This window comes from Pseudonocardia adelaidensis, from assembly GCF_039543345.1.
Classification (GTDB): Bacteria; Actinomycetota; Actinomycetes; order Mycobacteriales; family Pseudonocardiaceae; genus Pseudonocardia; species Pseudonocardia adelaidensis.
Window position 1 is genome coordinate 52,983 of the sequence record NZ_BAABJO010000006.1, and the last position, 13,696, is coordinate 66,678.

The following is a 13,696-nucleotide window of genomic DNA, read 5'->3' on the forward strand; positions in this document are numbered from 1 at the left end:
ATCAGGAGTCGGCGAGGTGTGCCCGGGCGCGCGCGAGGGCACCGGCCACCAGGCGGACCAGGGCGTCCGGCGGGAGGCCGGGCGCCGCCGGGAACACCGGGTCCGCGGCGCGTGGCGGTGGCGGGAGCGGAGCGGGCAGGCCGGCCGGATCGACCGCGTACGCCGCGGCGGCAACAACCGGATGGTCCACGTCCCGACCGGACACGGCCGGCTCCGCGACCGGCTCCCGGCCCAGCACGTCGAGCAGCTCGTCGGCGCCGCGGCCGCGCAGCAGGAGCAGCACGAACGGGTCCTCGTCGAGCAGCCACGCCACCTGGTAGCAGAGCCCGGCCGCGTGCGGGCAGGGGTCGCCGATGTCGGGACAGTCGCACTCGGACTCGAGGTCGCCGATCGTCGGCAGGAGGGCGACGTCGGCCGCGTCGGCCGAGCGCACGAGCGACCGTGGCACCTCCCGGTCCAGCAGCGCCGCGAGGTGCCCGGCCTCCGCCCGCACCTGCTCGAGGAACCGGGCCCACTCCGCGTCGGTGAGCTCGGCGAGGTGGACGACGACGTCGTAGATCCCGTCCGGGTCCTCGACGGTGGCGGCGATGCGCCCGGGCGCCACGGTGATCGGCCCGATCCGCCCGCTGCCGGCGAACCGCCGCCCGGCCCGCAGGAGGGTGGCGTCGAGGGCGGTGTCCTCCATCGCCGCGACGAACGCGCGTGCCCACCAGGACCGGCCACGCCGGCCGGGGCGCGGCGGGAACGCGCGGAACCCCCGTGCCGGCGTCATGCCCCACCTCGCAGCGCGACGAGGTCGGCCAGCTCGGCGTCGGTGAGCTCGGTGAGCGCGGACTCGCCGCCCGCGAGCACGGCGTCGGCCAGCGCGCGCTTCGATGCCAGTAGTGCGGCGATGCGGTCCTCCACGGTGCCTTCGCTGATCAGCCGGTGCACCTGCACCGGGCGGGTCTGCCCGATCCGGTACGCCCGGTCGGTGGCTTGCTCCTCGACGGCGGGGTTCCACCAGCGGTCGAAGTGCACGACGTGGTCGGCGCGGGTGAGGTTGAGCCCGGTGCCGGCCGCGCGCAGCGAGAGCAGGAACACCGCCGCCTCGCCGCGCTGGAAGCGTTCGACCATGGCGTCGCGCTCCGGCACCGGGGTGCCGCCGTGCAGGAACTGGACGGGCGTGCCGCGCGCCCGCAGGTGCCGCTCCAGCAGCCGCCCCATCGCCACGTACTGCGTGAACACGAGCGCCGCTCCGTCCTCGGCGAGGATCGTGTCGAGCAGCTCGTCGAGCAGCTCCAGCTTCCCGGAGCGGCCCGTGAGCACCGGGTCGGGCTCCTTCGCGTAGAGGGCGGGGTGGTCGCAGATCTGCTTGAGCGCGGTGAGGAGCGCGAGCACGAGCCCGCGCCGCGCCATCCCGTCGGAGCGGGCGATGCGGGCCATCGTCTCGGCCACGACCGCCTCGTAGAGCCCGGCCTGCTCGCGGGTGAGGCCGACGGGCCGGTCGGTCTCGGTCTTGCGGGGCAGCTCCGGTGCGATCCCGGGATCCGACTTGCGCCTGCGCAGCAGGAACGGGGCGATCAGCCGGCCGAACCGTTCGGCGACGGCCCGGTCCTCGGCGATGGGGTCCGCCCACCGGGCCCGGAACTCGGGGAGCGTGCCGAGCAGGCCGGGGGTGGTCCAGTCGAGGATGGACCACAGCTCCGCGAGGTCGTTCTCCACCGGCGTGCCGGTCAGCGCGACCCGCGCCGCCGACGGGATGCGACGCAGCGCGATCGCGGTGCTCGACGCGGGGTTCTTCACGTGCTGCGCCTCGTCCGCGACCACCACACCCCAGCGGTGGTCGGCCAGCGCGTCGACGTCGCGCCGCATCGTGGCGTAGGTGGTGAGGACGAACCCGTCGTGCGCGGGCAGCGCCCGGCCGCTGCCGTGGTAGCGGTCCACGGGCACGCCCGGCGCGAACCGCGTGATCTCCCGCTCCCAGTTGCCGAGCAGCGACGCCGGGCAGACCACGAGAGTGGGCCCCGCGGCGAGGACGCGGCGGTGCAGGTGCAGCGCGATGAGCGTGATCGTCTTGCCGAGGCCCATGTCGTCGGCGAGGCAGGCGCCGAGTCCGAGCGAGGTCATCCGGTCCAGCCAGCCCAGGCCGCGCAGCTGGTAGTCGCGCAGCGTGGCGGCGAGCCCGTCCGGTGGGGCGAGCGGTGCGGGCGGCTGCGCGATGCGCTCCCGCAGCGTCTCCAGCCATCCGGTCGTGACGACCGGGACCGGCGTCCCGCGGTCGTCCACCTGGCCGGTGAGCGCCGCCCCCAACGCCGTGACGGGGCTGACCGGCCCGAGCGTGCGATCGCTCGCGCGGGCCCGGGTGCCCGGGTCGACGAGCACCCACTCGTCGCGCAGCCGCACCACCGGCCGGTGGCTCGCCGCCAGCTCGGCCATCTCCTCGCCGGTGAGCGGGTCGCCGCGCAGGGCGAGCTCCCAGTCGAGGTGCAGCGGATCGCCGCCCGCCGTGAAGGGAGTGGGGCCGCGCCCGCGCCCGGCGACGACCCGCGCGGAGAGCTCGGGCCGCAGTTCCCGCGGCCAGTGGACGGCGATCCCCGCGGCGGTGAGCCGGGCGGCGCCGTCGCCGAGCAGGTCGGTGATGTCGCCGTCGTCCAGGTCGAGAACGTCCGGCACGGCCTGCCCGAGCAACTGCTGCAGCGGGTCCCAGAACCGTGCCGCGCGCCGCACGGCGAGCAGGGCGTCGAGCCGGGCGCGGGGCCCGAACCCGACCGACGCCCCGCTCCACACCGCGGCGAGGTCGGCGACCCGCGTGGGGTCGTCGAGCGCGTGCAGCTGCACGACGGAGCGGAACCGGGTGGCGTCCGGCTCCGCCTCGATCCGCAGCGAGACCCGCACGCCGGCGTCCACCCCGGCGGCGACCTCGTCGGCCCAGTCCCGCAGGTGCCCCGCGGACTGCGGCTCGGTCGCGGCGAACAGCGCCGTGCCGGCTGCGTCGGGGGCCTCGTCGGCGCGGGGCAGCACGTCGGCCACCGCGTCGAGGAACGCGCGCACGAGCGGCGCGGCCGCCGGCAACGTCGGTGGCTCCACGCCGGGCACGGGGAGCGACCGCGCGGTGGGTGGCATCGCCGCGGCGAGGACGTGCAACCGGTCGGCGTCCTCGGCGTCGAGCGGGCCGACCCGCCACGCATCGAACCCGGCAGGCGACACGCCCGGGAGCAGCCGGCCGCGGGCGACGAGGTGCACCGCGAACCGGGCCGCGGCGGCCCAGAACGCCAGCGCCACCTCGCCCGACGGCTCGGCGTGCGACCCGAGCAGCGCCGGCACCACCTCGGCCACCGGTACCCGGCGTACCGGCACCATCATCACCGCATCGCCGGGCGGGGGCACGAGGTCAGCGGTGCCGGGCGTGCCGATGCCGGGCAGCAGGTCGCCGGTCAGCAGCAGCCGGCCGAACCGTGGCGGATCGGCGGGCGTGAAGACGGCCAGCTCGCCGCCCCAGCTGCTGATCTCGGCGCTGCATGGCGCCGGAACCCCGGCAGCCGCCTCGGCGGGTCGGGTCGCGGTCATCGAACTCCCGAGAAGTGGAGGGTGGGTTCTGCCCAGATGGCAGGCAGCGCTGTTCGATCTTCCACGATCAGCGCTCACTGCCATCTCGGCCGGCGCTGGACGCGGCTCAGCCCGCCGGCGCAGTGGCGAGGTGGCGGGCGAGGTGCTCCCCGGTGAACGAGCCCGGCGCCCGGACGAGCTCGCGCGGCGGCCCCTCGAGCACCACGGCACCGCCCGCGTCGCCGCCGAGGTCGATCACCCAGTCGGCGTGCGCGATCACGCCGAGGTCGTGCTCGACGACGATCACCGAGCTGCCGCCGTCGACGAGCCGGTCGAGCAGGGCGAGCAGGTGTCCGCAGTCGGACATGTGCAGGCGGGCGTGGACCGGCTGCGGGACACACGCCCACGGGCCACCTGCACCTCGCGAAGGTTGCTCGCCGTGACGAACGCCGAGAACGTCTCGTTCAGCTGCCGCTGCGCCTCCGCCGCGATCGTGTCGAACACCAGTGACGACTTGCCCCCGGAGACCCCGACGAACGCGGTGATCCGGCGCTTCGGGACCCGGACGGAGATGTCGCGCAGGTTGTTCTCCCGGGCGCCGACGACGGAGATGTACTCGGTCATGCCGTCCTTCCAACGAGGGGCAGCGGCCGGTTCCCGGCCGGATTCACGCCGGCTCGACGCGGAACACCCCGCAGCGACCCGCCACCGCCTCGAACGCCTCGGGCGTGACCGCCTCGACGACGCCGGCGTCGGCCATGATCTTCGCGCCGTCCGCGATGCGGACCGGCCACGCCCGCAGCACGGGGAGGGCCTCCTGCGGGCCCAGCTCGACCAGCCGCACGTCCTCGCGCCGCTTGCCGACGCTCAGCGTGGCGCGACCGCCCGCGGCCCGGACGTTGCGGGCCCAGTCGGCGCCGGGGAAGCCCTCCAGCAGGTAGCGCTGCCCGTCGAGATCGAGCACCGAGAGCGGGGTGCTGCGCGGCTTGCCGCTCGTGCGGCCGGGCACCGTGAGCACGGGCAGCTCCTTCATGCCGAGCCCGGTGCGGCGCAGCGCGAGGAAGAGCTTGTTCATCGGCTTCAGCCAGCGGGGCGGGGTGGGGTTCCGGATGGTCAACTGCTCATCTCCCGGTAGCCGTGGACGGAGAGCGGCCCGAAGACCGCGATGATGACGAGCGGCCAGGCGACGGCGATGGGGACGGGGTGCTGGGCCACCCACGACCCGTCACCCCAGCGAGCAGCTCGTCGGCCCGCCGGTGCGCGTCCGAACGGGTGAGGTGGAAGGGCCGGCCGAACATCACGAGGTTGCAGCGGCCGTCGAGGATCTCGTCGACCGCGGCGAACTGGCCGACGAGACCGATCCGGCGGCGCACGTCCGCGGGCCGGGTGGCCACGTCGACGCCGTCGATGGTGGCGCGCCCGCCGTCGGCGCGCAGCAGGGTGGTGAGGATGCGGACGGCGGTGGTCTTGCCCGCCCCGTTGGGGCCGAGCAGCCCGTGCACCGTGCCGGGCGGCACGGACAGGTCGAACCCGTCGAGCGCGGGCTCGTCGGATCCCGGGTAGCGCTTGCGGAGCGCCTCGGCGCTCACGGCGGCGACCATGTTCCTCCCGATACTCAAGTTTGAACTCTGGGCCGCCGAGGATGCCCGACGGGGAAGGGGGATGCAAACTTGAATCGACAGGAACCGGGCGGGCGTTACTCGTCGCGTGGCGGATACGGCGGGAACCTCAGCGACTCCCAGCTGCCCGGCGTGCCCGGCGACCGCGGCTCGCCGGCCATCGGGTACGCGCCCGCCTCGAGCCGCTCGATCAGGCCACGCGTCCACTCGGCGCCGCCCGCCGCCTGGCTCTCCCAGAGGCCGAACAGCTCACCCACGTGCGGCGGCTCCACGAGCGCGTCGATCTGAGCCCGCGCCTTGTCGCGCTGCGTCTCGAGCGCCTCGAGCCGCTGCCTCAGCAGGGTGATCGCCTCGTCGCGGGGGAGCGAGGGCAGCATGGCCAGCGCCGCGCCGAGGAAGTCGGGGCGGGGTTGCGGGCGGCGCAGCGCGTCCCGCAGCAGCTTCAGGTACTCGGCCTCGCCGCGCTCGGTGAGCTCGTACTCGGTGCGCCCGGGCACGTCGTTGTGGTCGACGAGGAAGCCGCCATCGGTGAGGGCCCGCAGCGCGTGGTAGATCGAGCCCCACTTCACGTTCGCCCATTCGTCGGCGCCCCACGACAGCAGGTCGTTGCCGATCCGGTAGCCGTGGGCACGCCCGTACCCGCGGACGATCCCCAGCACCAGCAAGCGCGTCGCCGACATCGAGGCAGAGCGTAACCCCCGCCACCCGATCGGTTGTATCGCGCAACGCGTCGTCCGATTGCGCGTCTGACCAGGTGGAGCGGCGCGGGGTGCGCCGCGAGGATCGGGGGAGTCCACATGATCCGGACCGGGATCGGGGCGGCGGTGATCGTCGCGGGTGTGGTGACCGGTGCGACGGCGTGCGCGGGATCCCCGCCGACCACGCCGCAGACGCCCGCCAGCCCGCCGACCACCGCGGGCGTGTCGAGTGCAGGGGCCCCGGCCGCAGCCGCGACGCGCGCGATCGAGCCGGCCGAGCAGGCGGACGGCGCGGACCTGCCGCGCTGCACCACCGGGGAGCTCTCGGTCTCGCTCGGCGACGGTGACGCGGCGGCCGGCTCGGTGTACCGCGCGCTGGTCTTCACCAACTCCGGGTCCCGCACCTGCGAGCTGCGCGGCTTCCCCGGCGTCTCGTACGTCGCGGGCGACGACGGACACCAGGTCGGGCCGGCGGCGGCCATGTCGGGGGAACGCGGCGGGCAGGTGCCCATCCCGCCGGGCGGCACGGCGCAGGCGCAGCTCCAGCTCCCCAACGTGCAGAACTTCGACCCCGCCGACTGCCACCCCGTGCCGGTGCGCGGCCTGCGCGTCTACCCGCCCGGAGACACGGCGTCCCTGTTCGTGCAGATGGACGGCACGGGCTGCAGCACCACACCCCCGGGCAACCAGCTGGCGATCCGGACGATCACGCCGTAGCGGAGGCCAGCTCGCCGAAGAACTCGACCGTGCGGGCCCGCTCCGCAGGCGGGCCCACCGGGCAGAGCTGCAGCTCCGTCGCACCCGCGTCGGCGAAGCGCCGCACGGCCTTCTCCAGCTGCGCCTCGTTCCCGGCGAGGATCGTGTCCTCCGGGCCGGCGAGGCCCGCCTGGTCGAGCGAGCGGCGGTAGCTCGGCAGATCGCCCGCCATGCCGAACGCCCCGGCGACGTGGGCCCGCGCGGCGTCGGGATCGCCGGTGAGCGTCGCGATCACGCCGACGACGACCTGCGGCTCGTGGCTGCTGCGGCCCGCCGCGGCCGCCCGCACCGCGGGCACCACGTGCTCGGCCACGCCCCGGACGTCGGTCCACGTCGTGATCACGCCGTCTGCCTTCTCACCGGCGAGCCGCAGCAGGCGCGGCCCGTGCGCGGCCAGCAGCAGCGGCGGTGCGGGCGCGCCGGGTGCGGTCAGACCGCCGACCGCGGTGACGGTCTCGCCGCGCACCTCGACGGCCTCCCCGCGCAGGGCGGGCCGGAGCACGTCCACGTGCTCCTCGACGTGGCGCCCGGGGCGGTGCCAGCGCAGGCCGTACCGGCCCTCCACGATCGGCTCGTGACTCGGTCCGATCCCGAGCGTGAGCCGGCCCTGCACGGCGGCCTGCGCCGTGAGGGCCTCGGCGGCGAGCGTGAGCGGGTGCCGCGACCAGGTCACGACGACCGCCGTCCCCAGCCCGATCCGCGGGGCGCGGTCGCCGACGGCGGCGATCGCCGTCAGCGGGTCCCAGCCGAGCCGCTGTCCCAACCACGCGCGGGCGAAGCCCCGGCGTTCCGCGTCCACGACGGCGTCGACCACGGCCGGCAGCGGCTTCTCGTCGTCGATCCACATCCCGATCTGCATGCCGCCAGTCCAGCCGTGGCGCGCCGGCCGATCAACGGGCAACCGCCCTCCGCAGCGATAAGGACACGTGATGGATCCGGTGGTAGAGAAGGGACGTGGAAGTTCGCCAGCTGCGCTACTTCGTCGCCGTCGCCGAGGAGCTGCACTTCGGGCGGGCCGCCGAGCGCCTGCACGTGGCCCAACCCGCGGTGAGCCAGCAGGTCGGCCGCCTCGAGCGCGAGCTGGGCGTGCGGCTGTTGGAGCGGACCTCGCGGCGCGTCACGCTCACCGGCGACGGACGCCGGCTGCTCGACGAGGCCCGCGCCGCCCTGTCGGCAGTGGACCGGGTGCGCGCGGTCGCCGCCGATCTCACCGCCAGCCGCGCGGCGCAGCTGCGGGTCGGCACCACCCCGGGCGTGGGGCAACGGCTGTCCCGGGCGGCCGCCGCGCTGCGGGCGGACGTTCCGGACCTCTCGCTCACCCTCGTGGACGGCACGGTGGCCGCGCACCTCGCGGCATTGCGCGCAGGCGACCTGGACATCGCGCTCGTCCGCGGTCGCGTGGAGGCACGGGACCTGCAGGCGCGGCAGGTGTGGTGCGAGCCGCTGCAGGTGCTGCTCCCGGCGGACCACCCGGCCGCCGCCGCCCCCACCGTGCCGATCGGCGCGCTCGCCGACCTGACGCTCCGCCTGCCCGACCGGGCCGCCGATCCCGCCCTGCGCGACGCCATCCAGGCGGCCTGCGACGCCGCAGGCGTCGTCGCGCGCACCGGCCGGCCGGTGCGTTCCCTCGAGGACGCCGCGGTCGAGATCGGGATGAGCAGCCACGACGCCACGGTGGTCTGCGGCTGCGGGGGCGGGCCGATCCCCGGGGCCGCCGTCCGGCCGCTGGCCCCTCTGGTGGAGGTGCCCGTCCTGCTGCTCACGCCGGCGAGCACCCACACCGCCTGCCTGGAAGCGCTCGTGGGCGCCCTGTCGTGACCGCGCTACGGTGACCGGATGGTGATCATCCGGGACCTGCGCCTGGCCGACGGCCGCGATCTGCGGGTCCACGACACCGGCGAGGGTGACGCCGCGCTGGTCTGGCACCACGGCACCCCGCAGACCGGCGCGTTGTACGAGCCGCTGCTCGGGCTGGCCGGGGAACGCGGGATCCGGCTCGTGTCCTACGCACGGCCCGGCTACGGCGGCTCCACGGCTCGACCGGGCCGGGCCGTCGGATCCGCAGGCGCGGACCTGGCGCAGGTGGCCGACGCCCTCTGCCTCGACCGGTTCGCCGTGATGGGCTCCTCCAGCGGCGGCTCGCACGCGCTCGCCTGCGCCGCCCTGCTACCCGGGCGGGTGACCGCGGTGGCCTGCTTCGCCGCGATCGCCCCGTTCACCGGCGACGACCGATGGTTCGCCGGCATGGCGAACGACAGCGCGCTGCGCGCCGCCGTCGCCGGGCGCGCAGCGCGCAAGCGCCACGGCGAGCAGAGCGAGTTCGACCCCGCGACCTTCACCGCCGCCGACTTCGCGGCCCTGGCCGGTGCCTGGGAGCTGATGGGCGTGGATGCCGGCACCGCCGACCGCGCCGGCCCGGACGGCCAGGTGGACGACGACGTCGCGCTCGTCACCCCGTGGGCCGCGGACCTGGCCATGGTGGAGGCGCCGGTGCTCCTGGTGCAGGGCGAGCAGGACCTGGTGGCCCCCCGGTCGCACGCCGAGCGGATCGCCCACCTGCTCGGCCAGGCAGAGATCTGGTTCCGGCCGGACGACGGGCACATCTCCGTGCTCGACGCGTGCCCGCAGGCCATGGACTGGATCCTGCAGGTGGCCCGCTGAGCCTCAGGCCGGGATCGGCTGTCCCTCCCTGTCGAGCCGCAGCGGCATGTCCCACATCGGGAACAGGACGTCGACGTCGAGGAACGCGGTCTGGCCTGCGATCCGGCCGTCCTTGATGTCGAGGACCTGCAGCGCCCAGGCGTGATACCCGTCGCCCTCGGGGTTGGGCCGCCACTGCGCGAAAGCGGGCATCCCGTTGGCCGAGAGGGGCTGCAGCTTCGAACCCCGGCACGGCGCGCCCGGGCCGATCCACCACTTCTGGATCTCCTCGACGCCCTGCAGCCAGAGGTCGAAGGGCGGCATGTTGAGGATGGCGTCCTCGTGCAGGAGGTGCACCAGCGCCCCGACGTCGTAGCGCTCGAACGCCTCGGCGTAGCGGGTGAGGAGATCCTGGTGGTCGGGATCGAGCTCGCTGGAGGTGTCGCCGCCCGGCCCGGGCTGCGCGAGCTCCTGCTCGGACAGGGTGGCGCGGGCCCGCTGCAGCGCGCTGTTGACCGACGCGACCGTGGTGCCGAGCAGCTCGGCCACCTCGGACGCCTTCCACTGCAGCACCTCGCGCAGGATGAGCACGGCCCGCTGACGGGCCGGCAGGTGCTGCAGCGCGGCGACGAACGCGAGGCGCACCGACTCCTTCGCCACGGCGAGCTCCGCGGGGTCGGACGCGGTGGGCAGCACCCGCGCGTCGGGGATCGGCTCGAGCCAGGAGATCTCCGGCTTGGGGGTGGGAACCGGGCCGCTGTCGGCCGTCCAGGCGGTGCCGAAGTCCATCGGTGTGGCGCGGCGCTGGCGACTGTCGAGCATCGTCAGGCAGACGTTCGTGGCGATCTTGTACAGCCACGAGCGCACCGAGGAGCGGCCCTCGAACTTGTCGTACGAGCGCCACGCCCGCACCATCGTGTCCTGCACGGCGTCCTCGGCGTCGGCGGACGAGCCGAGCATGCGGTAGCAGTAGGCGGTGAGCTCAACCCGGTGCTGCTCCCAGGTGCCGGGCGGGGCATCAGCGGTGACGGTCATGGGTTCCCCTCTCTCGTGCGCGAGGAAGCCTAGAACGGGTCGCCGACAATACCGAGCGCGAACTCGACGGGTGGCGAGAAAACTGCGGTCGGACCGTCGTCAGCTCCGCCGCACGTGGCGGTCCCGGCCCGCGAGCACCCCGGCCGTGCCCTGCACGGCGAGCAACGCGATCAGCAGCACCAGCGGCACGGTCCACCCGCCGGTCAGGTCGCGCAGCGCGCCCATCACGAACGGGCCCGCAGCCGCGAGGACGTACCCCGCGCTCTGGGCCATGCCGGACAGCTGCGCGGCGTGCGCCGCGTCCGGTGCCCGCAGCGCGACGAGCGTGAGCGCGAGGCCCAGTGCGGCGCTCTGCGCGAAGCCCAGCAGGATCACGGCCACCAGCTCGACCCCGACCGGGGCGAGCACGCCCAACAGCCCGACCGCGGCGATGGCCGTGATGCCGACGGCGACGGCGCGCTGCCGCGGCCCGCGGGTGGCGATCACCGGCGCGATCGTGGCGCCCGCGATGCCGGACACCGTGGAGAGCGAGAGCAGCCAGCCGGCCACCACCGGGTCGTAGCCCCGCTCGACGAGCAACGCGGGCAGCCAGGCCGTGATCGCGAAGTAGCCGAGCGACTGCAGGCCCATGTAGATCGTGACCTGCCACGCCACCGCGTCGCCCCAGAGCCCGCCGACCCGCACGTTGCCCACGCGGGCGGGGCGTCCGGCCCGGCGCACGTGCGGCAGCCAGCCGATCAGCGCGACCAGCGCGAACGCCGCCCACAGGGCCAGCGCACCCCGCCAGCCGAGCCCGGTGGCATGGGCGATCGGCATCGTGACGCCCGCCGCGAGTGCGCCGCCGGTCGCGATGGCCATCGTGTAGAGGCCGGTCATCATCCCGGTGCGGTGCGCGAAGTCGCGCTTGATCAGGCTGGGGAGCAGCACGTTGCCGATGGCGATCGCCGTGCCGAGCAGGGCCGTGCCGACGAAGAGCGCCGCGAGCGAGCCGCTGGAGCGCACCAGGAAACCGACGATCAGCAGCACCAGCGCCGTCAGCAGCGCGCGCTCGATCCCGACGCGCCGCGCCAGCGGTGGGGCGAGCGGCGCCAGCAGGCCGAAGCACAGCACGGGCAGTGCGGTGAGGACGCCGGCCGCGGTGGCGGAGAGCTGCTCCGCGGCCTGGATCTGCGAGAGCACCGGGGCCACCCCGACGACGGCGGGTCGCAGGTTCGCCGCGACCAGCACGATCGCCGCGCCGACCCACCACGCCGACGCGGGCGCGCGCCGGTCGGTGACCGCGTCGATGCTCACCGCCGGGCCTTCCCCCGGGCCATGATCGCCCGCGCCGCGTCGAGGTAGCGGGACGCCGCGGCCCGGGCGGCATCCGGATCGCCCGCGGCGATGGCGGCGGCGAGCTCCTCGTGGCCGGGGAAGGCCGCGGGGTCGTCGTCGTGCTCGTCGATCTCGGTGACGGTGTGCTGCAACGCCTCGGTGAGCCCGGCGTACAGGTCGATGAGCACGGGGTTTCCGGTGGCCGCGACCACGGCGCGGTGGAACGCGACGTCGGCGGCGGCGAACGTCGCGCGGTCCGGCTGGTCGCACGCGGCGCGGCGGGCCTCGAGCGCTGCCGTGATCGCCGCGACGTCGGCGTCGGTCCGGTGGAGCGCCGCGGCCGCCGCCGCGTCGCGCTCCAGGCCGGCGCGCACGTCGAGGACGTGCTCCGCCGTGGTGCGCCGGGCCCGGCGCAGCAACGCCGCCCCGAGATCGCTGCTGGCGCGCACGTACGTGCCGTCGCCCCGGCGCGGTTCGAGCACTCCCGCGTGCTCCAGCGCCCGCACGGCCTCGCGCACCGTGTTGCGCCCCACGCCGAGCGCGGCCACGAGCTCCGGCTCCGGCGGGATCTTCGCCCCCACCGGCCACTCGCCGGAGGCGATCAGCGCCTCGAACTGGGCCACGACCTCGTCGCACAACCGGCCTGGCCGAACCGCCGTCAGTCCCACTCAAACAACCTAACATCCCATGTTTGGGCGCCGCGTAGCGTCTCCGTGGTGGCCCTCATCCACCGTGCGCGGATCACCCCCACCAAGGCCGAGCTGATCGCCGACTGGCTCCCGTCGCGCACGTGGGCGGCCGGCGCCGTGGCCCCGTTCGAGTTCCTGGGCGCGTACCGGTTCGACGACCCGTCGGGGGAGGTGGGCATCGAGACCCACCTGGTCCGGGCCGGGAACGGCGACGTCCTCCAGGTCCCGCTGACCTACCGCGCCACGCCGCTCGAGGGCGCCGAGCGTCACCTCGTCGGCACGATGGAGCACACCCACCTCGGGCGCCGCTGGGTCTACGACGGCTGCGGTGACCCGGTCTACGTCGCGGCGGTCGTGGCCACGATCCGCACCGGCGGCCGCGAGGCCGCGGAATGGGTGGAGTCCGACGGCGCACCCGTCCGCCGCGAACCGACCGCCCGCGTGTCCGGCTCCGGCAGCACGGCCGCGCCCGTACCCGCCGCCGAGCCCGTCGACCCGGTCGACGGCGCGGCGGCCACGACCATCGGCGGGCTCGTCGTGCTGCGGGTCGTCGGGCGGACGGAGCGGCCCGACGACGCCGACTTCCTCACCGGGACCTGGCGCGGGAGCGCCGAGCCCGCGCTACTGGCGTACCTGCCCCGCTGATCGGCCGGCCGGGATCACCCTGCGGATCGCCTCCAGGGCGGCGCGCAGGTCGCGCACCCGCTCCGCACCGAGGATCTCCCCGACCTCGTGCTCGAGCTCGGGCACGAGGCCCTGGGCGATGGCGATCACGTCGTGGCCGCGCTCGGTCGGGACGACGAGCTTCGCGCGCCGATCGGTCGGGTCGGGCACGCGCCGCACGTACCCGTGCATCTCGAGGTGGCGCACCAGCTCCGCCATCGCCTGCTTGGTCATCTGCGCCCGCTCGGCGAGCACGCTCACCGTCGTGCCCGTGTCGTCGAGGTACTGGAAGACCGCGCCGTGCGCCGGTCGCACCACGGCGTGCCCGTGCTCGGCGATTCCGCCGGCGCGGACACGATCCGGACCGGCCTGGACGAGATCACCGTCCTGGCCGGGACTGCCGAAACCGGCGGCGCCCTGTTCGCCATCCGGATCCGGATGGCGCCCGGGGGTGGCCCGCCGGTGATGCACCGCCACGACCCCGGCGAGGTCTACATCGGGGGAGCCGACGACCCCGACCGTCGGCGCTTCACGGCTGGCGCCGGCGACGTCGTGCCGCTGGCCGGTCGCACCCCGCACACGATCCGCAACGAGTCCACGGAGGACGCCATCGCGTTCGTCGTGCACGCACCCGGGGCGCCGATGGAGCAGTTCCTGCGCGCGGTGGCCGCGCTCGGCCCCGAGCCGGGCATGGAGGAGGCGCTCGCCGCGGCGCAGCGGAACGGCATCGCGCTGCTCGGCCCGATCCCGTAAG

15 protein-coding genes and 2 pseudogenes are annotated in these 13,696 nt (G+C 75.3%); 5 read left to right on the top strand and 12 right to left on the bottom strand.

Annotation, left to right across the window (positions count from 1 at the left end):
- Position 1: 1 nt before the first annotated feature.
- The 7 genes and pseudogenes from ABEA81_RS09315 to ABEA81_RS09345 form a co-directional block, all read right to left on the bottom strand.
- A complete protein-coding gene (locus ABEA81_RS09315) occupies positions 2 to 772 on the bottom strand; it encodes an SWIM zinc finger family protein (RefSeq protein WP_345604482.1) in 771 nt (256 codons plus the stop codon).
- Entirely contained in the window at positions 769 to 3,342 is a 2,574-nt protein-coding gene (locus ABEA81_RS09320; RefSeq protein ID WP_345604754.1) for a DEAD/DEAH box helicase, read from the bottom strand. The genes ABEA81_RS09315 and ABEA81_RS09320 overlap by 4 nt, the downstream gene beginning before the upstream one ends.
- Positions 3,343 to 3,655: 313 nt before the next feature.
- A complete protein-coding gene (locus tag ABEA81_RS09325; RefSeq protein ID WP_345604483.1) occupies positions 3,656 to 3,835 on the bottom strand; it encodes an excinuclease ABC subunit A in 180 nt (59 codons plus the stop codon).
- Between the two features lie 134 nt (positions 3,836 to 3,969).
- A pseudogene (locus ABEA81_RS42590) lies at positions 3,970 to 4,152 on the bottom strand (hypothetical protein); the annotation flags it as partial.
- A 43-nt stretch (positions 4,153 to 4,195) separates the two neighbouring features.
- Complete coding sequence (locus tag ABEA81_RS09335; protein WP_345604485.1) at positions 4,196 to 4,645, bottom strand: nitroreductase/quinone reductase family protein; 450 nt, start codon at positions 4,643 to 4,645, stop codon at positions 4,196 to 4,198.
- 115 nt (positions 4,646 to 4,760) lie between these two features.
- Positions 4,761 to 5,129 (bottom strand): annotated as a pseudogene (locus ABEA81_RS09340) (ATP-binding cassette domain-containing protein); the annotation flags it as partial.
- Between the two features lie 95 nt (positions 5,130 to 5,224).
- Positions 5,225 to 5,827 (bottom strand): PadR family transcriptional regulator, encoded by a 603-nt coding sequence (locus ABEA81_RS09345; protein ID WP_345604486.1) that lies wholly within the window; start codon positions 5,825 to 5,827, stop codon positions 5,225 to 5,227.
- Positions 5,828 to 5,944: 117 nt separating this feature from the next.
- Here ABEA81_RS09345 and ABEA81_RS09350 point away from each other — a divergent pair, with 117 nt between their 5' ends.
- On the top strand, positions 5,945 to 6,562 hold the full coding sequence (locus ABEA81_RS09350; protein WP_345604487.1) for a DUF4232 domain-containing protein: 618 nt from the start codon (positions 5,945 to 5,947) through the stop codon (positions 6,560 to 6,562).
- Here ABEA81_RS09350 and ABEA81_RS09355 read toward each other — a convergent pair.
- Positions 6,552 to 7,460, bottom strand: a complete 909-nt coding sequence (locus ABEA81_RS09355; protein ID WP_345604488.1) for a TIGR03564 family F420-dependent LLM class oxidoreductase — start codon at positions 7,458 to 7,460, stop codon at positions 6,552 to 6,554. The two genes, ABEA81_RS09350 and ABEA81_RS09355, sit on opposite strands and share 11 nt — an antisense overlap.
- A 95-nt stretch (positions 7,461 to 7,555) precedes the next feature.
- On the opposite strand from ABEA81_RS09355, the gene ABEA81_RS09360 reads away from it, so the two are divergent.
- Positions 7,556 to 8,419 carry a LysR family transcriptional regulator gene (locus ABEA81_RS09360; protein ID WP_345604489.1) on the top strand — a complete coding sequence of 288 codons (864 nt, stop codon included), beginning with the start codon at positions 7,556 to 7,558 and terminating at the stop codon, positions 8,417 to 8,419.
- An 18-nt stretch (positions 8,420 to 8,437) separates the two neighbouring features.
- Positions 8,438 to 9,262: an alpha/beta fold hydrolase gene (locus tag ABEA81_RS09365; RefSeq protein WP_345604490.1), complete on the top strand. Its 825-nt coding sequence runs from the start codon at positions 8,438 to 8,440 to the stop codon at positions 9,260 to 9,262.
- Between the two features lie 3 nt (positions 9,263 to 9,265).
- Here ABEA81_RS09365 and ABEA81_RS09370 read toward each other — a convergent pair whose 3' ends face one another.
- The 3 genes from ABEA81_RS09370 to ABEA81_RS09380 all read right to left on the bottom strand — a co-directional run bounded on the left by ABEA81_RS09370 (position 9,266) and on the right by ABEA81_RS09380 (position 12,258).
- On the bottom strand, positions 9,266 to 10,276 hold the full coding sequence (locus ABEA81_RS09370; RefSeq protein ID WP_345604491.1) for a sigma-70 family RNA polymerase sigma factor: 1,011 nt from the start codon (positions 10,274 to 10,276) through the stop codon (positions 9,266 to 9,268).
- A gap of 99 nt (positions 10,277 to 10,375) precedes the next feature.
- The gene (locus ABEA81_RS09375) at positions 10,376 to 11,569 is read right to left on the bottom strand and encodes a CynX/NimT family MFS transporter (RefSeq protein WP_345604492.1); all 1,194 of its coding nucleotides are present in this window, start codon (positions 11,567 to 11,569) and stop codon (positions 10,376 to 10,378) included.
- Positions 11,566 to 12,258 carry a FadR/GntR family transcriptional regulator gene (locus ABEA81_RS09380; RefSeq protein ID WP_345604494.1) on the bottom strand — a complete coding sequence of 231 codons (693 nt, stop codon included), beginning with the start codon at positions 12,256 to 12,258 and terminating at the stop codon, positions 11,566 to 11,568. The genes ABEA81_RS09375 and ABEA81_RS09380 overlap by 4 nt, the downstream gene beginning before the upstream one ends.
- Before the next feature lie 48 nt (positions 12,259 to 12,306).
- Between ABEA81_RS09380 and ABEA81_RS09385 the strand changes: the two genes are divergently transcribed.
- Positions 12,307 to 12,924, top strand: a complete 618-nt coding sequence (locus ABEA81_RS09385) for a CG0192-related protein (protein ID WP_345604495.1) — start codon at positions 12,307 to 12,309, stop codon at positions 12,922 to 12,924.
- Here the strand turns inward: ABEA81_RS09385 and ABEA81_RS09390 are convergent.
- The gene (locus ABEA81_RS09390) at positions 12,901 to 13,260 is read right to left on the bottom strand and encodes a MarR family winged helix-turn-helix transcriptional regulator (RefSeq protein WP_345604496.1); all 360 of its coding nucleotides are present in this window, start codon (positions 13,258 to 13,260) and stop codon (positions 12,901 to 12,903) included. The two genes, ABEA81_RS09385 and ABEA81_RS09390, sit on opposite strands and share 24 nt — an antisense overlap.
- 9 nt (positions 13,261 to 13,269) lie before the next feature.
- On the opposite strand from ABEA81_RS09390, the gene ABEA81_RS09395 reads away from it, so the two are divergent.
- Complete coding sequence (locus ABEA81_RS09395) at positions 13,270 to 13,695, top strand: hypothetical protein (protein ID WP_345604497.1); 426 nt, start codon at positions 13,270 to 13,272, stop codon at positions 13,693 to 13,695.
- Position 13,696: the final 1 nt, after the last annotated feature.

Bases quoted from the DNA above. Each gene is read 5' to 3' on its own strand.
- ABEA81_RS09365 (WP_345604490.1), top strand. From the start codon at position 8,438: ATGGTGATCATCCGGGACCTGCGCCTGGCCGACGGCCGCGATCTGCGG.
- ABEA81_RS09370 (WP_345604491.1), bottom strand. From the start codon at position 10,276: ATGACCGTCACCGCTGATGCCCCGCCCGGCACCTGGGAGCAGCACCGG.
- ABEA81_RS09315 (WP_345604482.1), bottom strand. From the start codon at position 772: ATGACGCCGGCACGGGGGTTCCGCGCGTTCCCGCCGCGCCCCGGCCGG.
- ABEA81_RS09355 (WP_345604488.1), bottom strand. From the start codon at position 7,460: ATGCAGATCGGGATGTGGATCGACGACGAGAAGCCGCTGCCGGCCGTG.
- ABEA81_RS09320 (WP_345604754.1), bottom strand. From the start codon at position 3,342: ATGGTGCCGGTACGCCGGGTACCGGTGGCCGAGGTGGTGCCGGCGCTG.
- ABEA81_RS09345 (WP_345604486.1), bottom strand. From the start codon at position 5,827: ATGTCGGCGACGCGCTTGCTGGTGCTGGGGATCGTCCGCGGGTACGGG.
- ABEA81_RS09350 (WP_345604487.1), top strand. From the start codon at position 5,945: ATGATCCGGACCGGGATCGGGGCGGCGGTGATCGTCGCGGGTGTGGTG.